Raw genomic sequence first — 23,055 nt, forward strand, 5'->3', positions numbered from 1 at the left:
AATGGTTCGCCTAACTCATCCCAACTGGAATGCTTTTGTACTCAAGACAAGCTCTTCAAATAAAGCCTCTGCTTTATTACGAGGAATCGCCGCTACCAAAGGGTCATTGACAAAAGCATTAAGTGCCAACGTCTTTTCTTTATTTAAAGCGGCCTGCAACACTGCTTCTTGGTTAAGAACATGCCTTTGAACCATGTTCGTGATATCGAGAGGCAGTTCATCAGTTAAAGTTGGCTGTACACTATCTCTGCGGATAAGAGCGTTAGTCTCTACAATCGCGCCTTTCGGCAAGTTCGGAATCTGTCCTTGATTTGGAATGTTAACGTTTGTTACTAAATCCTCTAATCCCAAAAGGGCCAGGAGAACATCTACCCCCTCTTCTCCAGAAGGTTCTACTGTCACATCCAGCTCTCCATTAAAGATCTTCTGGTTTTCTTCCCTTTTCTTTTCTTGATCTTTTTTTCGAAAATCAACAGAAGTTAAATGAAACTTCCATTTTTCAACAGTTTCAGGATCACTTAAATAAATTGGGGGCATGAACTCGGCTAGGTGACGATCCCCTGCAGCAGCAATCATTCCATATTTCTTGAATAGATCAAATTTAACCCGATTGCAGGAGTTAAACACACTATTTCTCCAATTTCCTGCTTCTTTTTCAAATCCCGTATCTTGATACTTTTCAACAAATTGCTTATATAAAGGCATTAAATCGAACTGTTTATAAGTTGCTTTGCTAATCCATGTAAAATGGTTAATACCCGATACGCTGACTTTAATGTCTTTACGGCAAACCACTTCTATATCAAGCATTTCCCGAACCATATCTGCCAATAAATGCTGTGTTTCAAAAACCTCATGACAGCAGCCGAAAGCCTTAATTTCTGGAAAGACTTCGTAAAGTGTCCTTGTGCATAGACTCATCGGATTTGTATAATTGATGACCCAAGCCTCTGGTGAATGCTCTTTTATTCTTTCAGCAATTTCTACATACAACGGGATTGTTCTTAGCGCCCTGCTAATGCCTCCCGGGCCAACTGTATCCCCTACCGATTGATATATCCCATATTTTTCAGGGAGGTGGACGTCCCTTGCCATTTCTTCAAGAGAACCAGGGAGAATTGAAATGATGACAAAATCTGAATCTGACAACGCTTCTTCAATTGTTTCGACCGCTTTATAGTCCCATCTGCCTGTTGCTTCTTTCTGACGTGACATTAAATTGCCAATCTTTTCGTTCGTTTGAGCAGCCTTTAAATTCAAATCATAGAGAGAAACGGTCCCAGAAATTCTTGGTTCTAATGCGAGGTCACTCATCAACCTCCTAGCCCAGCCCTGAGATCCACCACCTATATAAGCTATTTTAATATTTTCAACTAAACGGTCATGTTTGCTCATTTTCGCTGCCTCCTAGTTTTTTCTAATAACTAGTATTGGATGATTCGATATTCATAACTTCCTAGATTAAGTTGTCCTTTCGGAACTTTAGCTTGAGTTAAAAGATCAATGGCTTCTTCTGGAATCGTAACACTACCGTCTTTTCCATCCATATTGACTAAACAATAGAAGCAGCGTCCGTCCTTTTCCCTTGGAGCAACAACTATTCCTTCTGATGTAGCTAGCGAAAGCTTTACCCCAGCATCCTTCGAATAGTTGAGAATAAGTTCCCGGAGCATAATCTCTCCTTCTGTACCCATCGGCAAGGAGCCGAGCATTACAATTTTCCCTTTCCCGCGTTGATATTCGGTAATGAATGCTTTACCAGGGGTGAGACCGCCGCTTATGACACCAACCGTCGTAGCCTCTTTCGGTTCAAACACTGAACTCCATAAGCCTAACGGGGCGGAAACATCAAAAGCCTTTCCAACAGAACCTGTTTCTTCAATTGGGAATGTAAATAGTGTTTCGACTCCAGCAAATTCTTCGAGTTCTCCTAATGCTGCATCAGTATGAATGGTATGATGCTCTGTTCGTCCTCCAGAAATTGGACCTACAATCCAAGTTCCTCCATTTTCAACAAATGCCTTGGCTCGGTTAATATACTCGGCAGATAAATAATGCATAAACGGTGTGAACAAAAGCTTATAACCGTCCAATTCTGCTCCTTCTGGAATAAGATCACGATGTGTTCCTGTAGCTAAAACCTGCTTGTAAAAGTGTTGTATTAAATCTTTATAATTCAGATCCTTAAGAGGTTCAGTTTTCATGAATACTTTAGCCCTGTCTGAATAGGTGATGGCGACTTCAGCTTGAGATGGAATTGAACTAGTAATAATTGATTCAATGTCTTTTCTCGCTCGCTCTACCTCCAGCACATTCTGAAATCCGATCGTCGGTTTACCCCAAGCACTAATAACTGACCCATGAGGCTGCTCACATCCAGCTCTTTGCTGCCGCCACAGCCAGTAGCAGAATCCTTGCCCCCCAACGAATAGGCTGCAACTGCTTCTGCCTTTAAATATCCATTTGGATGTGGAGTTGCATAGCTTTCAAGAGAAGCGCTATAGGACGTGCTCGTCTCCATGATCCAAAAGTCTTTACCTGTTTTAAAATTTCTCCACAAATCGCAATTGAACAAATAAATTGGAAAATTATCAGAAGTTGCATATGTGTCAAAGGAGGCGAAATCAAGATTTTCGAAGAGACGCTCATTATCCACTGAAAACATGATTGTGCTGTTATGTGTAATTGGTGCGTCCGAGTATTTACGGATAATGGCCGCCTGCTCATCTGCAAATTCTGCTATTTTCTCCATCGAAAAGGTCTGGTACATGGTTTTTAACGACGAATTATGTAAAAACGGAGCAGGGCCCGGCTGAGGAACCTGTTTAAAGCTATGGTAGTATTCACTCCAAATCTCTGTTCCCCAAGCTTTATTTAGCTTATCGATTGTGCCATACTTTTCTTCCAGCCATTGATGCCATAAACTATTACAGTTCTCACACATACACTCGGCCACATGGCATTTAAACTCATTATCGAGCTGCCAGCTAATAACACCAGGCATTCTCCCAAGCGACTTTGCAATACTCTCGGTAATAATGGCGGCCTTTTTTCTAAAATAAGGATTATTTGTACAAATATGCTGCCTTGATCCATGCACCATTACCTTTCCATCCACATCTACATACATACGTTCTGGGTGACCGTGGGACATCCAGATAGGCGGTGTTGGGGTAGGTGTGCACATGACTGTTTCGATTCCACTTTTATAAAGTCTTTCAATTATTTCTACAAAAAAAGTGAGATCGATTTTTCCTTCCGCCGGTTCCATTTTTGACCAGGCAAATTCACCAATTCTTACGACATTAATTCCTGATTCCTTCATTAAATAAATATCTTGAACTATGGCCCTTTCATCCCAAAGCTCAGGGTAATATGCAGCACCATGATACAGCTTTTTGTTCATCATTACTTACTCCTTCATCCTGCTCATATTTTCATAGAGTTCAATTAGCTTTGAGGCATTCTGACAACGGGAGTTCCAGTTCTTTGATTCCTTCAATCACAAGCTTACCTACCTCACGTGCACCTTTCTCGCAAAAATGAGTATCATCCTGTATTCCCTGTGGATAATTTGGATGTTCTCCTTCGTTAAACCAAACAAATAACTGCTTGGAACCCTTTGCGCCTAGAGATTCGTATAGGGTTTTTGTTTTTGACCATAAGTCAATCAGTGGCACATTAAATTGTTCTGCTAGTTGTGTCATCGCTGCTGGATAATCTCCTAATGTATTTTGAAGTTTCCCTTCCTCACTGAACTTACGCCTGTTTACTGAAGTAATTAGGACTGGAATGGCCCCCGCTACCCAAGCCCCAGTTATGTATTGTTCAAGATGAGATTGGTAACTAGTAAAGGGCTGTGTTCCGTAAGATTTCTGGTCATTATGCCCAAACTGGATGAAAAGGTAATCCCCCGGTTTTATTCTCTCAAGAATGACCTTCAACCTACCTTCTTCAATAAAGCTGTTTGAGCTTCTTCCCCCCATCGCCTCATTAAATACTCGGACATCTTCAGTAAAAAATGATTGAAACATCTGTCCCCAACCTGCCATGGGAGCTTCGTGGCTAGGACAAGTTGCCATAGTTGAATCACCGGCCAGAAATAATTGAACTTGAGATATTTTTGTCTCTTTCATTTGCAAAACCTCTTTTCTTCAACAATACTCTCGCCCCACCATAAAAAAAAGGCAGTGAAAGACAACCCCAATTCGATACTTGTCATTACAACCCATTTTGTTATGATCCATCCAAAAAAAAATATAGAGCAGTTGAGAAAGAATCCATATTCTCACTAGGTTCCTAAGTGAACACTCTTCTATTTACTTTCAACAAATCAGCCAGAAAAACAAGGGCAAGTCCTTGTCCCCACCCATGAATCCGCTTATAAGGCACGGATTTATATCCCTGAATATCTTTCATTACAGCTGTCCCAGCAGAAACACCTGTTACACGGCCATCCTCTTTAACTTTTTCGAGAATGGCTTCAATCGATTTTTGGACTTGACTGTTGTATAACGATCCTCTTGAAAGGAGAGAAGCTGCAATTCCAGCGGACCCGGAAACCTCGAGATAGGATGAATTGTCTGTCAATACTGTATGCCAAAGCCCTGATTCTGACTGAAGCCTCACTAAGGAGCTCAGTTGATCCCTTAAGGATCCGTCGATGACCATGAATGACGGGTGAGTTACATCAATGAGTTCAAGTGCTTTTGCCATTGTTAATGCTGCCCATCCGTTGCCCCGAGCCCAAAACACACCAGACATATGACTTCCGGCAACATTATCCCAGCCGTGATAATAAAGGTCCGAACGAGTGTCCTGCAACAATTCCTCATGACCATGATATTGCTTTAACCCATCTTCAAAGTATTCTTCATTACCTAAAATCTTTCCAATTCTGAGAAGGAACAAGCCCGCCATCATCATCGTGTCGACCCATGCCTGCTCATGAAAAATATAGGTTGTTGAATTAACTGTGTGCTGCAGAATTCCGTCCACAAAACGCTCTGCATCATTGCTTAAGAAATCCGCCATTTCCACTGCTGTTTCGAGGTATTTCTCATCATCTGTTGCTTGATAGAGTGATAGAAGAGAGTGTCCGATTGATACGCCATTTACAGACAACTTTGGAACTCCATCTTCTAATCTCTCATCCATCCACTTTTTCAACAAATCTAGATATTCCTTTTTTCCAGTCGCCTCATAAGCCTCTGCAACACCATAGAAAGCAACTCCTCCCGGCCAGTCCCATGTAAAATCCATTTGAAAGGTCCGGTTAACAACACAATCAATGACTGTACGAATGTGTTCTTCCTCAAATACAAGTTTTGGCATAGTAAATTTTCTCCTTGATTATTTTAATCCGCTTGTGCTGATTCCCTCTACAATATACTTTTGGAAAATGAAGAAGACTAAGATTACTGGAATCAATGATACAACGGACATGGCAAACATCCCGCCCCAGTTTGAAGCTGTTTCCGAATCTAGAAATAATTTAAGTGCCAGAGAGACTGGATATTTATCTGGACTGTTTAAATAGAGTACAGGATTTATTAAATCCTCCCATTTCCAATAGAAAGAAAAGATTGCCGATGTTGCAAGTGCAGGAATAATTAACGGCAGGATAATCTTAAAGAAAATTTTGAACCTCCCACATCCATCTATTCTCGCCGCTTCATCGAGCTCCAAAGGGATGTTACGGATGAACTGAACCATAAGGAAGATAAAAAACGCATGACCGAAAAACTGCGGCACGACAATCGGCTTAATAGAGTTCAACCAGCCAAGCTTTGCAAAAATAATATATTGCGGGATCATCACAATTTCGTGGGGAAGCATCATTGTCACCATCATGCACGCGAACCAAAATGCTTTCCATTTAAAATTAATGCGAGCAAACCCATAGGCAATAAATGCGGAAGAAACGACAGCTCCAATCGTTGACAAACCAACAATTATTAAAGAGTTTTTAATAAATACACCGAATGACTGACCAGCAATTCCTTCCCATCCTTTAACATAGTTACTTAGAATGAACGGATCTGGAATCAAGGAATGCGCTGTAATAAATACCTGCGAGCTTTCCTTGAACGAACTCATCAGGAGCCAAATGAGCGGGTAAAGCATTAGAAGAGCAAAGCCACCTGTAAAAAGATGATAAATTAGTTTCTTAGTTTTAAACCGTGGAGGTGTGAATGCCACTTTCGGTTTGGTAAGGACTGTTCTGGAAGTTTCTTCAACCGTCTTCATTTTCTTAGCCCTCCTTTGATTCGTAATGAACCCAGTATTTAGATGTTTTGAATAAAATTAATGTCATCAACCCTACAATTAACAGCATGACCCATGCCATAGCGGAAGCATATCCCATTTGAAAGAAGTTAAATGCTTTCTGGAAAATGTATAAGGAGTATAGAAGTGTTCCGTCGAGAGGGCCGCCTTCACCCTTGGTGATAATATAAGCAGGTGTGAATGTCATAAATGCAGCGATTGTTTGCATGACCAGGTTAAAGAAAATAATCGGGCTTAACAATGGTAAAGTAATTTTGAAGAAAATCTGAATTCGGTTCGCCCCATCAACATTTGCCGCTTCATAAAAGGAAGGCGGAATACTTTTTAAACCTGCTAAGAAAATCAGCATAGAGGAACCAAATTGCCAAACAGCGAGCAAAATAAGAGTCCACAATGCTTTATTTGGATCCTGGTACCACAATATTTTCTCATCAATTCCAAAGAAAAATAACAGAGCATTAAGTGTTCCATCGTTACCAAAAATATTGCGCCACATAATCGCAACGGCTACGCTTCCTCCGATGATGGAAGGAAGGTAAAATAGGGTTCTGTATAACCCAACGGCTCTCGAGGCTGTGTTTAGAAGCATCGCAACCAATAAAGCAAAGGTCAGTCTAAGCGGCACTCCAGCCATAACATAGATAAAAGTGACTTTCATTGATTGCCAAAACTTTTCATCACCAAAGAACATTTCTTTGAAGTTATCCAACCCAATCCAGGTTGGTGTTGTAAACAAGTCGTAATTTGTGAAAGATAAATACAAAGAAACGGCCATTGGTATAATTGTGAAGGCAATAAAGCCGATTATAAATGGAGATATAAAAGCATATCCTGCTAAATTCTCACTTGCCGTCCGCTGTTTCATGTACCTCAACTCCATTCGCTTATAGGGAAGAGTACGAAAACTATTGACTTTCACAGGTTTTCGTACTCAATTTTAATTAACTACTACTTGTTTTTTCCTAATATTTCTTCTGCTTGTTCTCTAAATTTCTTTGCTCCATCTTCTGGCGAGATTTTCTTAAACAGAATTTGATCTGAAACATCTTTCAATGCTTTCATTACTTCTGCGCTCCCTAGTGGATCTGGAGGATCAGCTTTACTTGAGTTTTGTGAAGCACGTTCCACATATTCAACTATCTTTGCTTCATCTTCAGTTAATTCAGGTTTGATTTCTTCGATTATTTTAGAAGAAACTGGCACACCACGGTCACCTTTAATCAGTTTGTTTGCTTCTATATCGTTTAGGAAAAAGTTAATAAATTTAGCTGCTTCTTCCTTTTGCGCTGAGCTCTTCGGAATTGAGAAGAACATACTTGGTCTTAAGAATAGCGCTGTTTCTTCTGCCTGTTCTGGAGGTAAATTGATTGTCAGTGGAGCTTCTGTTAACTGAGCGAAGCCTAGATATTGGTTTGAATAGTTCCATGTCATAGCTGCATTTCCTTTGACAATGAAGTCATCTTCTAGTCCTTTTACTTGCGCCTGAGTATCTGGAGTTGGCAGCGTCTTTGCATCTACTAATCTAATCTGTCTTTCAAAGTAATCAACGAACAACTTGTCGTCCTTATAAGCAAGACCTGTACCATCTTCGCTATAAAAACGCTCTCCTTGAGTTCTTAAATAGTACGGAAAAAATACATCTGGGGGATTCATTCCATTCGTACCGTATTTTCCAGTTGCCTTTTGAACATCTAGTGTCATCTTTTCAAAGTCTTCCCATGTCCAATTTTCATCATCAATCTCTATACCTGATTGCTCTAATATTTCATCATTTGTAATGACAGATAGAACGTTTGAACCAAGATTAAAACCATATAATTTATCATCGATCATGCCACCGGAAATGGCATTTTCATCAATGGAACTAACATCAATTTGGCCTTCCTTGGTATACTTTGTTAAATCTTCAAGCTGGCCTTTTTCACCGTATTGGGACAAATATGCAGTATCCATTTGGATAATGTCTGGCAGTTGGTTAGCAGCTGCCATAGGGGCTAATCTCTTCCAGTAGTCATCCCAATTGGCAAACTCAGCTTCAATACTGACATTTGGATTTGCTTCTTCATACATTTCAATAATTTTCGTTGTATAATCATGACGCGGCTGTCCGCCCCACCAAGCTATACGCAAAGTGACTTTTTCAGTTTCCTTTGACCCATCTGTTTCGCCGCTAGTTTCCTCAGTACTTGAACTGCACGCAGCGACCGAAAGCATCAGGATGAAACATAATAATGCCAGGTAGATCTTTCTCATTTTTTATCCCCCTTGTTTTGAAAGTGCTTACAATTTATATTTTAAACATTAATTGAAAATTATGAATTTAAAAAACAGACATTCATGTGTAAAAAACAGTGGACTATGTAAGCGGTCTAATTAAAAAGCGTAAGCGCCTTGTTCAGACTTATGACCTCGAGGGTCTAGGCGCTGGCAGTCAAGAACGCGACGTCAATCGCCATGATTGCACTAGCACGTCCTGTGCGTCGGAGCTGGACTTGCGAAACGCATACTTATTATTAAACCTTATAAAAATATTGATAGATCAAAAAACAGGCCCATTAAATCGAAATACCGTCTGGACATTCCGATTTAATGGGCCAATCTTTAAGGAACTCTTCTGTATTCTGTAGGTGTATAGCCTGTGTATTTTTTAAAAACCTGACTAAAATATTGTGGATTATCCCCGAAACCAATCAATTCTGCCAAAGTTACGATTTTCACATCTTCCGTACCCTGTATATGCTCGATCGCCTTTTCGATTCTAAGTTTTGTTAGGTAGGATGAGAACCGCTCCCCCGTTTCTAGCTTGAATAATTTACCTAGATAATCTGCATTCATATAAAGCATCTTACCTGCTACAAGTTTTAACGACAATTCAGGATTCCCGAGGTGTTCATTCATAATGCTGATAACTCTGCCAATGACAGTGGATTGCTTACTTTTATAGCTCTCAAAATAATCCTGGGTTATTTCAACCGCTGCCTGTTTAATATATTCATGCATTTGCTGGACTGTATCCACTTGCATGATTGAGGAGATGCCGTCCAAATAAATTTGCATGCGCTCTGAATTACCCGTTTGAACAATTGCGAGGAAAAGTTGTATGCAATAGGATTTTGTCATGGGAATCCCAAGGCGTAAATCCATAAGCTTTTCAAAAAAGCCGGAAATCTCTCTACTTACATCAATGACATTCCCTGACTTAATTAGCATAGACATTTGCTGCTCATCAAAGACAAAACCATTTTGTCTGTCAGGCTCACCGCGTGTGATATCCGCTTTGGTAATAATGCTTCCCTCTCCCAAATAGAAACGGTGTTTTAAACATTCCAAGGCTTCAAGATAAAGATTTCTCACGTTACGAACGTAATCTCCCCCGCTTATAGCAACCGTTGTGTCTATCTTATAAAATTGAGAAAATCTATCCCGAATTTGCTTGACTTGCTGCTGTAACTTTTCCGCTCCTCCATCAGTCTCTACAAGAAATAAAGCATATTCCCCAATATTTGTATTTAACATGGGTGTACCGAAAATTTCAGATCCAATATTTTTAATCGCATGTATATGCTCATAACTAAATTCACTTTCTAATTGGAACAAGATCAGCTTTACCTGTTGATCACTTATTTCAACATCAATAAGCTTTTGATAGTAAGCTAAATCTTTATTGCTAGACAAAAGTTCTGTTAATAGTTGAGCTTTAATATAAGGCTTGGCTTTGTCCAGGTCTTTCTTTAAATGATCAATAAAACATTTTTGATCTTCTGTGCATTTAATTTCCGTGATGACTTCATTAAGAGCTTCTGAGATTTTAAGTTCATTACAAGGCTTTAGCAAATAATTTTTGACTCCGTATTGCATCGCAGTTCTTGCATAGTCGAATTCGCTGAACCCTGATAGAAGAATGAACTGGATGGAAGGAAACTCCTCATGAACCTTTTTTACCAGGCTCAGTCCGTCCAGTCCCGGCATTTTTATATCACTAATGACAATATGAGGCTGATGCTGCACGATTTTTTCATACGCTTCTAAGCCGTTCTTAGCTGTATCAACGAGCTCCGTATTAAGGGACTCCCAGTCAACTACTTTTGATATTCCTTCTAAAATAATTCTTTCATCATCAGCCAATAACACCTTGTACATCATCTAAACACCTCGCTTAAACGGCAACACTATCGTTATTGCTGTCCCTGTTTCGGAAAGATTTTCAATCCTTAGGCCATACTTCTCTCCAAAACTAAGTTTAATCCGCTCATCAATATTTTTCATGCCAATACCGTTGCCTGCCGTTTGTATTTTTCCTTCTCTCAACTTTTCAAGAAGTAACGGGTCTATCCCTGGACCGTTATCCTCAACTCGGAGAAATAAACGATCCTTTTTTTGATAAGCCGTTATTTTAATCACACACGATTCAATAGCTGGTTCTAATGCATGTTGGATTGCATTCTCAATGAGAGGCTGTAGCGTAAACTTTGGAATACTACACTGCATTACCTCAGAAGGGATGTCTAAATGAAAGATAAGCCGTTCCTCAAAACGATATTGTTGGATTGTTACGTAATTCTCTACAATCTCTAACTCTCTGTCGACAGTGATAATATCTTCTTTAAAGTTGATTGAGTGCCTAAATAAATAACCGAGAGCTTCTACCATATTTGAAATTTGTTGCTGCTGATTTGCTTTTGCCTGCCAATTGATCGATTCAAGCGTATTGTACAAGAAATGCGGATTTATTTGTGCCTGCAATGCTTTGAACTCTGTTTCCTTAATTAATAGTTGCTTAGAATAATTTTCTTCAATAAGATCTTCAATTTGTTCAACCATTGTCTTGAAATTACGATAGAGAATGCCAACTTCATCTTTATAGACGAGAGAAGGATTCAATGAATCTACTATTTTGAAATTCCCCTTTTGGATATGCTTGCATGCGGAAACTAAGTCTTCAATGGGGTTGGTGATTCTTTTTGAAAAATTAAACCCAAGGGAAATGAGTATGACAAACATTAACATAAGCAGGAAAATAAATAAATATTTAGCAGCAGTAATTTTTGCAAACATGGGTTCGAATGGGATAAAGCTCCAGTAAGTCCAGCCTTCATAGGACGTTTTTATATGATTGACAAAATATCTTTCGCCATCAATATTCTCAATCTTATATCCTTCATCTTCCTCTGCTGAAAAATTAAACTTTTTAAAGTCATCTATTGCTTTCTCCGAATAAAATATATCTTTGCCATTTGACATGACTATGTTTCCAGCAATTTCTCCATTTATTTTCGGTAAATCACTTACAATTTTGTCCAAATCAACCCGAATCAACAGTTTACCGATATTTTCGAAATTCAGATTTTCATAGGAACGTATCTGTCGGCCCGAATTCAGGAAACGATTCGATCCATCCTTTATAACCCAATAGTTTTTCCCTTCGAGCTTTGACGCGTCCTGGAGGTAAATGTATTTCTTCGCTTCATTCATGGGCTCACTGCTAGAACCGGCTAGATATTCCCTTCCATCCGAATCAAATAAGTAGATAGATTGAATGTACTTCTCAGAACCAACATAGCTTGCTAGTTCATCAACTATTTCTCTTTTTATTCGATATAAATCGTACCCAGTCACATCACCTTGTAATTCAGTTAAATTCCTTTGTATTTGCGGATCCATAGCGATGTTAAAACTAACTTCTTCCTCCACTCTTTCAAGCTGCTCCTCTATGCTGTTGGAGGACATGATCAAAACCTGCGAAGACTTTATATAGATTTGCTCATCATAAAGAGCAAACGACCATTGCAATCCAGCTAATACGAAAGCTAAAGTAACGATCATAATCAGGGTAATTGTAATGAAAAGCTTCACTTTAATCTTTGAGTTTTTATAGGAGTTTGATAGATTGGACCAATTTTTTTTCATGATGTTTACAGGTCCCCTTTGCTGATCAATACCCCTGCCTTTAGATTACGCTGCCTGCCGCTTTTCATAACTTTGTTCTATACTTTTGAAAGCCTTTACAGCAAGCGCTGTCATTATTAACGAGAACAAACTTCCGCTAAAGAAGATGATGAGAGTGACATGCAGAAGAATAAGGTATACAACACCAATTGCCCCCGCTATCATTGCGATACTGTTCAGAGGACGGGACAACCCAATCAGCAGTGCGTATTTAAATGTCTGAAGCATCCGAATGTCATAATGGACATATACCGGGAAAACGAGAAGCAACAGAACTCCAAAAACAGCCAGCAAACTTAAAAATATCATGGTTATAATAGATACTTCTGCATTTATTAGAGCAAGTATTCTAAAATTAACATAAAATAATGCCGAAGTGCCAAATAGGATCAGACCGAACAAATTCGCCTTTTTAAACTCTTTTTTATATGCTTCAAAAAATGTTTTAAAAAGTGGGATATCTGGATCTTCAGTTACCCACTTTCTTGTAACTGTATACATGGCGATAGTAGATGGCATGAGTCCGAATATCACTAGACCAGCCAGAGAAAATGCAATCCATAATAGATTAAGATAGGCCAAACGGGTAACCCACTCGCAGAAACGGTAAACTCCATTTGTAACAAAGTGAAACATTATTGACCCCCTTTCAATACAATCAGTTAAAAAGTGATTTAGTTTATTTTAGAGCGCTTTCAATTTTAAATAAACTAATATTTTTTATATTTTATAATTTAATTGATACGATGAGCGAATAGTTGAAGAATAATTACACTAAAATTATAACATTTTGTTGAAAAACATAAACATTCTAGTGTTAACTTAAAAAAGGACAGACTCTCTTATTATAGTAAGAGCCTGTCTGATTACATATTAACGTTAGGCCTTGAATTCTTCGATAAGTGTTAATCTTTCTGTATAATTGCCCTCTTCTTCAGCTTTTTCAAGTGCTCTTAAGGAACCAGCCTTACGTATAGGAATCGTAACTATTTAAGCTTTTTTTCTTCACCATTCCACATCTCTAACAAAGTTTTAGCATGGTGTGAGAGGTTATTCTTGGCTTTTTGTGAGATATCGCCGTGGTTTGTTTTCTGATTAATTTGCGTTACAAACTTTTCCATAAACCTAACTGCCTTTTGAGTTGAACCTTTTTCCAACTGATGTTCTGCCTGCTTATAAGTATTGGTTAACTGAGAAAATAAAGAACCCTTTAATTCGCCACTTCCCTCATATTCGTCCATCAGTTTCTTCAACTTGGACATTACACCCGGAGTCCAGAATTCAGGCGTTGGAACATCCCTCCAATCTGTATCAGAAGCAAAGTAAAAACTTGGGTAGGCAGGCTGGTTATATGTCGTATTCTGCCATGCAATTCCTGTCCTGTACTGAACGTCGTGCATTAACGTATATAACTTCCGATCCGTAACGTCTGTGCTGAGATAAATTCGAATAGCAGAACTGTCCGCCTTTCTAACATGGAGCTCTTCCCGCCAGTCTCCAAAAGTATCAGCGACCAATGAAGGATTACCTTTTGTACCATTATTTGTTCTTGTGTCGTCAGCTGTTAGCAATCTACCTTTCTTCCAATCGTCTATAGTCGGCGTATTATTTCCCGATCCGTTAATAAATTGGGTTGTCATATCAGCTGACCACTTAATGTTCATGTTTGTACCTGGAGCCGAATCACTGATTTTTGAACCATCTGCCGTCCACAATCCCACTGCCCATGTTTCTAAACCTCTTTGCGAAGGATCGACATCTCCGACCATACCTCTTCCGGTATCTTTTCCAGTATAACCTCCATAAATTACTTCCCCTGTCTTGGCGTCACGCAAAGAATAACCGTATGGCGCCCATGATCCACCTTCATGGACCATAAATATTTCCAAGCCACTTCTGTCCGGATCGATATCAGCTACATGGAGTGCATCACCATGTCCAAGCCTTGCTGTTGTCCCTGGATCACCACTACCTTCTGGGAGTGTGTCCATAGAACTGTAAAGCAAACTGCCATCATGATCAATGGTAGCTCCTCCGTAGATAATTTCCTGCTTTCCATCTCCATCTCCATCTACATCTGCTGTGCTTAAAGAGTGTGCACCTTGAGTTGTCAGAGTACCGAACTCTTCATCCGTTCCAGATCTCCCATGAGGGCTATCGTTAAACGGATTACTCATTGGTGTCCAACCGCTGTCTACACTCCAATTCTCCTTGAGATGTTTGCCGTCCCAGCTGTAAGTAACAAGACTTGACCTTGTATAATAACCTCTTGCAAAAACAGCATATGGCTTTTTACCGTCAAGGTAAGCTACTCCGGCAAGGAAACGGTCGACGCGATTGCCAGGCTCGATCCTCGACATCGCATAATCTCCCCACATCAACCCATCATCATGGCGTTCCTGTTTATAATGGATGGTCTCCAATTCATCACCAGTAGCACCTTCAAACACTGATAAATACTCAGGACCATCAACTATGAATCCCTCAAAAGTTCTGAGCTCGTTCCTGGTGCTTCTGCCCGGTGCATATTCATCTATGAAGTAGTTTGCTAAACTTTCAGCATCTTCTTTAGATAATGGATACGTATACTTTTTCTCAATTCCAAAAGCTTCTTCAAGAGTCTCAGGCCAATTTCCGTTTACAACCTCCTCGTGCTCATGCCAACCCATGAACATATCAACCATATGGTTATGATAATCACCCGCGCTCATGCGGTAATCATCCTCATTGCTAAAACCTTTATCAAGATCTTCCTTTGGCATTGTAATGTACTTTTCTGAGGTCACATTGCCTTGTTTATCATATTTTATTATTTTTGATCCAGGTGCTGTTTTAAACATGGACTCAGCTTTTCCATCTCCATCAAAGTCATACACCATCATTTGTGTATAGTGTGCACCTGCTCTTATATTTACGCCTAAGTCTATTCTGTAAAGAAGCGTTCCATCGAACTTATAGCAGTCGATATATACATTTCCTGTGTAGCCCTTTTGCGATACATCCTTTGAGTTTGACGGATCCCATTTAACAAAGTATTCATATTGACCGTCTCCATCCACATCTCCAACACTCATGTCATTAGCGGAATATGTATAGCTCTCACCTGAAGGTGTAACCCCGTCTGATGGCTTCTTAAGCGGTAGATCATAATATTGATTATCCCAGGTACTTACAGCTGCACTTTGGTCGATTTCTTTTCCGTTCTTTACAGCACTTACATAATACTCAGAAGCAGCATTGCCTTCTTTGTCCAGAAAGTTGGTGCTGTCTTCAACTGTAGCAATTTTTTTCCCATCTCGGTAAACGTTGAAGTTCACACCTGTTAAACCATTCTCGGAGTATCCTGAAGCTTCATTGGCCAAGAGTCTCCAGCTAAGGAATGACCCCTGAGATGTCGATACTGCAACCAAGCCTCTGTCTAGATATTCAAGCTGAACACTTTCAGTTTTTCTTACTTCATTGTTTTTCTTAGCATCTGCGGGAATTGCACCAATAACAGATGTTAAAAGCAACGGTATCGCTACTGCAGCGGTTAGTGCCTTTTTTGTAAACGAAGTATTTTTCTTCAAGTACATAATCGAATCACCTTCCTTGGTTTTTGTAAGCCCTTTCATTAATACTTACCTATTATAATTCGACTATTCAGAATTTTACTATTTAAAAAACAGTTATCTTTTAATAAAAAACAGTGTTTTCTTAATATTAGGAGGATACACCAATAATTGTGTCTAAATTACGAAATACAATACAGTTAGAGAGTTAAAAAAGATTGACTTATAAAAAAAATTTTTGATATAGTTAAAAACAGACTGGTTGGTATGGAGGGGGTTTACTTGGGAATGGATACAAAATCGCTGATAATCGACATCGCGACAACTCTTTTCCAGCAAAAAGGATATTTGGGTGTAGGATTAAACGAAATATTAAAAGCATGTAACATTTCAAAAGGTTCGCTTTATCACCACTTTCCAAACGGAAAAGAAGAATTACTCATCACCTGTCTTCATTCATTGAATGACGAAATTACAACGGATATGAAAGAAATTTTTCAACATTATCCATCTACTCAAACAGCTACACAAGCGATGATTGAGAAATTGGTCGTTCAATTTGATCGAGAAGGGATGATTACTGGTTATACATTTAGCAGCATCGTTAGCGAAATGGGATCACTAAGTGAACCAGTAAGAACTGCATGTGCTCTCTCTTTCACAAAGATTCAAGAAATTTATTCGAACAAGTTAGTAGCAGATGGTTTTTCGAAAGAAACAACTAATTCAATTGCTCTAATGATGACAGCTGCTATTGAAGGTGGCATTATGCTTTGTTTAACCAATAAAACAAGTGATCCACTAAAAATTATTTCGAAGGGATTACCAAATTTACTGAAGGAGTTTTAATAAATCACTAAATAATCAAATCAAACAATGGCCTCTCTTTTAGTAGCTGGCTTTGTTGGACTTTTTAGTGAATCCGCATTAAATATTGCCTTAGGATTTGTAATGTAAATGCTTTTAAAGTGCCAAATTATGTATCGGTATCATCTGAAATACTTTTTTTGAAAGGAAGAAAAACATGGAGCAAGAAACAAGATTGCCAAGAAACGGTAAGGAGGGTGCATTGTACGGCGGTATCATTTGTTTTCTTACTGCTTTATTTATGACGACACTGAGTATCATTCTAGCTTTAGGGGAATTTAATGGAGAAGTTGCATTAGTTATACTAAAAACGCTGCCGATTATGTGGATTATTGCGATGATCCTTGAGCCACTCATTGTAGGTCCTATTGCAGAAAAATTAGTTAGAACATTTACTGAACAAACAGATAGCTTTAATGCAAAGATTTTATTCCGCATCGTATTCACTGTATTTGGAATGTCATTGTGCATGACACTTATTGGTGATATCGTAGGAAACGGTATTAGTTCAGAAACATTTAGCAGCTTTTTATCGAATTGGCCAAGAAATTTCTTAATCGTACTTCTAGCTGAGAGTTTAGTTATTCAGCCAATTGCAAGATTTGTGATGGTAAAATTACATGCTTATCAAGATCATAAAAATTATGCAGCGATGATGATAAAATAACATTGTTTAACGAAAGAAATGCATATTTTTAACACCATAAAGTACAAAAAAGGATAGATAAAGCTGGTAAAATTCTGCTTTTATCTATCCTTCTATTTTACCTTATATAATGTGCGACATTATATATTACTTCTTTGTTATCAAGTTATTTAATCCTAACCTTGACTTTAAATAAAAACTGCCTTTTAACTTAGCTATGGGTATAAAAATTGACTATCCTTTTTAGAAATATTGTAATAGAAAAGATTCCATCTTATTGCAGAGGTTGGTTTTGATAGTTCATCGCCGTAGCTTGTGCCTGTTGGATTTTTTGTTGTGCCTTTAAAACGTCTTCTTGTTCTTTTTTCACCAGTTGCTGTGCTTGTAACAGCTGTTGGGTTTCCGTTTGCACAAGTTGTTGAGCTGCCAATAACTTTTGATTTTCCCTTTGTAATTGCTGATGTGCATCTTGAACATCCTGCTGCGCTTGGTGTAATTTATACTGCTGGTTTTGTTCTTCCATATGCAAGAGCCTCCAGTACTAATTATTTAGGAACATACAACCAATTATTAGCGTGCTCATTCGTAGCTTTTCTATGCTATAACTTTGTTAAAGTAAGAGAAATACTTCTCCTTCTTCAACTATCGTTTCATAGGTTTTGACACAGCCAAAGTCTGGTTCTTGAACCTTGCCATCCTCGAGGCAAATCTTCCAGTCATGCATTGGGCAAAAAACATGTTCTCCACTAACAATCCCTTCACTTAAGACTCCGCCTTTATGAGGACACTTATTTTCCACAGCTTTGATTTTTCCATTTGAAAGTTTAAATACTGCAACTTCTGTATCCTTTTCTACTTGAACAGTTTTACCGACTCGCTCCGGTAGTTCCGAAAGTGTACCAACATACACCTTTGTTTTTGTTATCTCTTTCATGTCCATGTTCCTCCTTGACAAAATATTCTGTTATCTAAGTGTATACCTTGAAAAAAGCCGATTTTTAGATTAGTTTTAGAGATTAAGACATTCCAACTGTTTCAAATAGTTCTTTTGTTGTTTTCTCGTTCTCAATAATTTCTTTCCAAGGATCCTTATAAACAGATAACGCATCATCCATTCGAGCATTTAACTCTTTGCGCTTATTATTGTCATCAAGTACTTCTTGGACATGAGCTAAACCAACACGATCTACCCAAGCTGATGTACGTTCTAAATAATTAGCCGTTTCACGGTAATATTGTAGATATGCGCCGGTAATCTCCATTGCCTCTTGATCTGTTTTTACTTTGTATAATAAGTCTCCACCACGTACATGAGTACCGCCATTTCCACCAACATAGATTTCCCAGCTACCCTCAATTCCAATAAATCCAATATCTTTGAAACCGGATTCTGCACAGCTTCTAGGACATGCAGATACAGCCATTTTCACTTTATGAGGAGTTTGTAAACCTTCAAATTTCTTTTCTAATCTAATACCTAGGCCCATTGAATCCTGTGTTCCAAAGCGACAGAATTGCTCACCAACACATGTTTTGACAGTACGAAGTGATTTTCCGTATGCATAGCCAGAAGGCATGTCGAGATCCTGCCACACCCTTGGTAAATCAGACTTTTTCACTCCAAACAAGTCAATACGCTGCCCACCAGTTACCTTCACTAATGGAATTTCATATTTATCCACAACATCTGCAATACGTCGTAAATCCTTTGAATTTGTTACACCACCGTACATCCTAGGTACAACAGAATACGTACCATCTTTTTGAATGTTGGCATGCATACACTCATTGACAAAGCGCGATTCTCTTTCATCTTCATATTCTGTTGGGTGTACCATTCCTAAATAATAGTTAAGAGCAGGACGACACTTGGAACAACCTTCCTCAGTTTTCCATCCTAAAACATTCATGACTTCTCTTACATGTGTTAAGCCTTTCTCTTTAATTCCTTCGACCACTTCATCTCTTGATAAAGTCGTACATTCACAAATCGCCTCTTTTTGAACAGTGGCATCAAATTCAGTTCCAAGTGTGAGCTGCAACACATCTGCCACTAATGGTTTACACCCACCACATGAACGAGATGCACTAGTACAAGCTTTAATTGCATCTACAGACGTACAGCCTTTTTCCTGAATGGCTTGAATAATTGCACCTTTTGAAACCCCGTTACATCCACAGATCATTTCATCAGCACTCATCGAAGCAACTAAGCTAGCTCCTGCTTCCTCCCCAATTGGCTGCAAAATGCTTATTTTTTCTGTATCTGAAATATCTGCTTGTTTTTTAATCATAGAAAACAGTCGATTTCCTTCCTTACTGTCTCCGAATAAAACAGCGCCGACAATTTTACTTCCCTTAAAAACGATCTTTTTATAAATTCCATCTTGTTCATCAAATATTTTAAGTGCCTTTTTATCTTCTCCCTCAGTAAAGTCACCCGCTGAAAAAACTTCAACACCTGATACTTTTAATTGAGTAGATAATACCGAACCTTTATATGGTGCCGTTTCTTGCCCACAGATGTGACTAGCCAGTACCTTTGCTTGTTCATATAAAGGGGCAACAAGGCCATACGGGATTCCATTATGTTCTGCACACTCACCAACAGAGTACACATGCGGAAGATCTGTTTGTAAAAAGTCATTTACGATAATTCCTCTGTTTACGGATAATCCACTTTCTTTCGCTAATTCAATATTCGGTTTAATCCCAACCGCCATGACAACTAAATCAGCTTCAAGATGTGTCCCATCCTTAAACTTCAATCCTTCTACTCGGTTTGTCCCGTAAATTTCTTCCGTGCTCTTTTCAAGTAGAAATTTCATCCCTTGAGTTTCTAATTCCTTTTGCAAAAGCCTACCTGCTGTTTCATCAAGCTGGCGTTCCATTAACGTTGGTGCGATATGAATAACAGAGACATCCATTCCTAGATTCAATAAGCCACGTGCTGCTTCTAAACCGAGTAGGCCACCACCAATAACAGCCGCCTTTTTATACTTTTTTGACGCTTCTACCATAACGTCAGTATCCTTAATATCACGGAATGCCGTTACACCTTGTTTATCAGCGCCCGGTAGTGGAAGCATAAATGGAACTGATCCTGTTGCAATGATCACTTCATCATATGGTATAACTCTTCCATTATCAGATATGACAACCTTCATCTCAGGGTTAATTTTCGTTACGGTTTCTCCTGTATAAAGGGTAATATTGTTTTCCTCATACCATTCCCAGTCATTTAGCGTAATATCTTTTATCTTAGTGTCACCTTGTAACACCTTTGATAATAGGATTCTATTATAGTTAGGATGTGGTTCACTCCCAAAAATTGTTATCTCGAATAATTCCTCTGAAACGTTTAAAATTTCTTCAATCGCTCTAACACCGGCCATCCCATTTCCTACAAGAACAAGCTTCTTTTTAATCACCCTGTGTTCCTCCCCTTAGAAAGTTTCTTATACCATATCACGGTAAAGTGAAAAAGTTTACATTCATGTCAGGTTTTCTAACATCATTTTATCTTTAAAGAACAGGCACCCTTTTTATCCATAAAAAAAAGGCACATAATATGTACCCCGCAAGTTCTATCTTTTTCGATTGAATGTTGTCATACTGGTGTTACATTAACGGTACTCAGTTTAAAACCTGGCATTTTGCATGACGGATCAAGCTCTTCTGCTACCAGTTTGTTTACATTTTGACTGTCCGCCCAATGAAAAGGAACAAAAACAGTATCTTGTCTTATTTTTTCTGACCATTTACTTCTGACAACTATACTTCCTCGTTTTGATGTGATGGTAACTAATTTATTATGATCAATACCATACTTCCTAGCCGTCTCTGGGTGAATTTCAAGATAGGATTCAAAGTTTCTCGCTGCCAGTGCGGCGCTTTTTCTCGTTTGAACCCCTGTTAAATAATGTGACATCACTCGTCCGGTTGTTAAGTATAACGGAAATTCTTCATTCGGTTTCTCCTTTGGAACATCGGGAATGCTTTTTACAGCAATCATTTTTGCTTTACCATCTGGGTGTGAAAAGGACTCTTCAAATAACCGCGTTGTTCCTTTGTGATCTACCTCAGGACAAGGCCAGAGAATTCCTTCTTCCTTTCTTATCCGATCATACGTGATCCCATAATAATCGGCTTTACCTCCCCGACTCGCTATTCTTAACTCATCAAAGATATCCTCTGCTTTTGTATATGGAAAATACTCCTCTTTACCTAGTACTTTTGCTATCTCGCAAATGATTTGCCAGTCATGCTTCACTTCTCCTGGACAAGGTCGACTCGCTTCCCTAAGAGTTACTCTACCTTCAAGGTTTGTCATTGTTCCTTCATCTTCGAGATAAGAAGAGGTTGGTAAAATAAGGTCGGCTAATTTTGCCGTCTCTGAAACAAATAGATCAACAGCAACTAGAAACTTTAGCTTTTTTAAGGCTGCTTTTACAAAATTTGCATTTGGATTGGACACGACTGGATTTGAGCACATAAGGAACATTCCTGTTATTTCGCCCTCATCAATTTTTTTCAACATCTCAAATGCTGAAACACCTTTTCCTGGTAGTTCATCTTTGTCAACACCCCATACCTTTGCAATGTATGCTCGATGTTGTTCATTATCTATTAGTCGATAGCCTGGCAATTGATCTGCCTTTTGTCCATGCTCTCGGGCTCCTTGCCCGTTTCCCTGTCCAGTAATTGCTCCATAACCTGAGTACGGCTTCCCTATTTTCCCGGTTGAGATTAGAATATTCAGTAAATTCCTAACTGCAGCTGTCCCATCAATTTGCTGTTCAACCCCTCTTGCTGTGAAAAGCATTCCAGATTCTTCGCTTGCAAATTTAATAGCCGCTGTCTTTATTTGCTCAATTGGGACACCAGTCAAATCAGATAGATCATGTAAGGATAGAGAGGTTACATACTCCCTTACTTCCTCAAATCCTGTCGCTCTTTTTTTAATAAATTGCTCATCAAGTAAATTTTCTTCAATAATAACCTTTAGTAATCCATTGGCTAGTGCAGCATCCATACCTGGTTTGACCTTTAGATGTAAATCGGCAATCTGAGTTGTCGCCGTTTCACGCGGGTCAATCGCGATAATAAAGGCTCCGTTTTCTTTTGCTTTTTCAAAATAAGGCATAATCGTTGGTTGACATTCCGCTATATTTGTTCCAGCTAAAATAATAACGCGTGTAAACGGTACTTCTGTTAACGCATTTGTTAAGCCACGGTCGAGACCAAACGTTTGATTAGCCGCAGTAGCAGCTGCAGACATACATAATCGACCATTGTAATCGATATAACGTGTTTTTAATGCCACTCTGGCAAATTTACCAAGCAAGTAGGCTTCTTCATTTGTTATCGAGGCACTTCCATAAACGGAAACAGCATCTTGACCATCGACTGCTTGGATTTCAGTAAATTGCTTTTTTATGTGATCTAATGCTTCCTGCCACGAGATTCGAACAAACTCTCCGTTAACTTTTAATAAAGGATACTTAATTCGATCTTGATGAAAGGTATGCTGATGAGCATTCATACCTTTAATGCACAATCTACCTTCAGATGTAGGGTTGTCTTTTCCTACAGTCGTATACTTTTTTCTTGAGACGATCGATTGTTCAATTAACTGCATCTTACATTGCATACTACAATACGGACATTGCGTATCATATACTTTTTCTGATTGAACCTCCTGTTGCTTTGTCCGGAAATATTTTAACAGTAACTCGGTCAAGGCACATCACCCTT

16 protein-coding genes and 1 pseudogene are annotated in these 23,055 nt (G+C 38.8%); 2 read left to right on the forward strand and 15 right to left on the reverse strand.

Going from position 1 to position 23,055, the window contains the following annotated elements; translation table 11 throughout:
* Window positions 1–15 precede the first annotated feature (15 nt).
* From ACFFIX_RS02840 to ACFFIX_RS02890, 11 genes and pseudogenes are all read right to left on the reverse strand, one after another.
* On the reverse strand, window positions 16–1,395 hold the full coding sequence (locus tag ACFFIX_RS02840; RefSeq protein ID WP_378930271.1) for a family 4 glycosyl hydrolase: 1,380 nt from the start codon (window positions 1,393–1,395) through the stop codon (window positions 16–18).
* Between the two features lie 29 nt (window positions 1,396–1,424).
* A pseudogene (gene yesZ, locus ACFFIX_RS02845) lies at window positions 1,425–3,406 on the reverse strand (beta-galactosidase YesZ).
* A gap of 40 nt (window positions 3,407–3,446) precedes the next feature.
* On the reverse strand, window positions 3,447–4,136 hold the full coding sequence (locus ACFFIX_RS02850) for a rhamnogalacturonan acetylesterase (protein WP_378930273.1): 690 nt from the start codon (window positions 4,134–4,136) through the stop codon (window positions 3,447–3,449).
* 163 nt (window positions 4,137–4,299) lie between these two features.
* Complete coding sequence (locus ACFFIX_RS02855; protein ID WP_378930275.1) at window positions 4,300–5,334, reverse strand: glycoside hydrolase family 88/105 protein; 1,035 nt, start codon at window positions 5,332–5,334, stop codon at window positions 4,300–4,302.
* 18 nt (window positions 5,335–5,352) lie between these two features.
* On the reverse strand, window positions 5,353–6,249 hold the full coding sequence (locus ACFFIX_RS02860) for a carbohydrate ABC transporter permease (RefSeq protein WP_378930277.1): 897 nt from the start codon (window positions 6,247–6,249) through the stop codon (window positions 5,353–5,355).
* Between the two features lie 4 nt (window positions 6,250–6,253).
* Window positions 6,254–7,168: a carbohydrate ABC transporter permease gene (locus ACFFIX_RS02865; RefSeq protein ID WP_378930380.1), complete on the reverse strand. Its 915-nt coding sequence runs from the start codon at window positions 7,166–7,168 to the stop codon at window positions 6,254–6,256.
* 68 nt (window positions 7,169–7,236) lie between these two features.
* On the reverse strand, window positions 7,237–8,541 hold the full coding sequence (locus ACFFIX_RS02870; protein ID WP_378930279.1) for an ABC transporter substrate-binding protein: 1,305 nt from the start codon (window positions 8,539–8,541) through the stop codon (window positions 7,237–7,239).
* 348 nt (window positions 8,542–8,889) lie between these two features.
* Window positions 8,890–10,419 (reverse strand): response regulator transcription factor, encoded by a 1,530-nt coding sequence (locus ACFFIX_RS02875; RefSeq protein WP_378930382.1) that lies wholly within the window; start codon window positions 10,417–10,419, stop codon window positions 8,890–8,892.
* A gap of 12 nt (window positions 10,420–10,431) precedes the next feature.
* Window positions 10,432–12,195, reverse strand: coding sequence for a sensor histidine kinase (locus ACFFIX_RS02880; RefSeq protein ID WP_378930281.1), 1,764 nt, complete (start codon window positions 12,193–12,195; stop codon window positions 10,432–10,434).
* 45 nt (window positions 12,196–12,240) lie between these two features.
* Window positions 12,241–12,870, reverse strand: coding sequence for a YesL family protein (locus ACFFIX_RS02885; protein ID WP_378930283.1), 630 nt, complete (start codon window positions 12,868–12,870; stop codon window positions 12,241–12,243).
* A gap of 350 nt (window positions 12,871–13,220) precedes the next feature.
* Window positions 13,221–15,809, reverse strand: a complete 2,589-nt coding sequence (locus ACFFIX_RS02890; RefSeq protein WP_378930384.1) for a rhamnogalacturonan lyase — start codon at window positions 15,807–15,809, stop codon at window positions 13,221–13,223.
* Between the two features lie 264 nt (window positions 15,810–16,073).
* Here ACFFIX_RS02890 and ACFFIX_RS02895 point away from each other — a divergent pair, with 264 nt between their 5' ends.
* Window positions 16,074–16,634, forward strand: coding sequence for a TetR/AcrR family transcriptional regulator (locus ACFFIX_RS02895; protein ID WP_378930285.1), 561 nt, complete (start codon window positions 16,074–16,076; stop codon window positions 16,632–16,634).
* Between the two features lie 175 nt (window positions 16,635–16,809).
* A complete protein-coding gene (locus ACFFIX_RS02900; protein ID WP_378930287.1) occupies window positions 16,810–17,319 on the forward strand; it encodes a DUF2798 domain-containing protein in 510 nt (169 codons plus the stop codon).
* A 253-nt stretch (window positions 17,320–17,572) separates the two neighbouring features.
* On the opposite strand, the gene ACFFIX_RS02905 is transcribed toward ACFFIX_RS02900, so the two are convergent.
* The 4 genes from ACFFIX_RS02905 to nasC all read right to left on the reverse strand — a co-directional run bounded on the left by ACFFIX_RS02905 (window position 17,573) and on the right by nasC (window position 23,041).
* Window positions 17,573–17,821 carry a hypothetical protein gene (locus ACFFIX_RS02905; protein ID WP_378930289.1) on the reverse strand — a complete coding sequence of 83 codons (249 nt, stop codon included), beginning with the start codon at window positions 17,819–17,821 and terminating at the stop codon, window positions 17,573–17,575.
* Between the two features lie 87 nt (window positions 17,822–17,908).
* Entirely contained in the window at window positions 17,909–18,238 is a 330-nt protein-coding gene (gene nirD, locus ACFFIX_RS02910; RefSeq protein WP_378930291.1) for a nitrite reductase small subunit NirD, read from the reverse strand.
* Between the two features lie 76 nt (window positions 18,239–18,314).
* A complete protein-coding gene (gene nirB, locus ACFFIX_RS02915; RefSeq protein ID WP_378930293.1) occupies window positions 18,315–20,729 on the reverse strand; it encodes a nitrite reductase large subunit NirB in 2,415 nt (804 codons plus the stop codon).
* 179 nt (window positions 20,730–20,908) lie between these two features.
* On the reverse strand, window positions 20,909–23,041 hold the full coding sequence (nasC, locus tag ACFFIX_RS02920) for an assimilatory nitrate reductase catalytic subunit NasC (RefSeq protein ID WP_378930296.1): 2,133 nt from the start codon (window positions 23,039–23,041) through the stop codon (window positions 20,909–20,911).
* Window positions 23,042–23,055 lie beyond the last annotated feature (14 nt).

Source organism: Metabacillus herbersteinensis, from assembly GCF_042433335.1.
Classification (GTDB): Bacteria; Bacillota; Bacilli; order Bacillales; family Bacillaceae; genus Metabacillus; species Metabacillus herbersteinensis.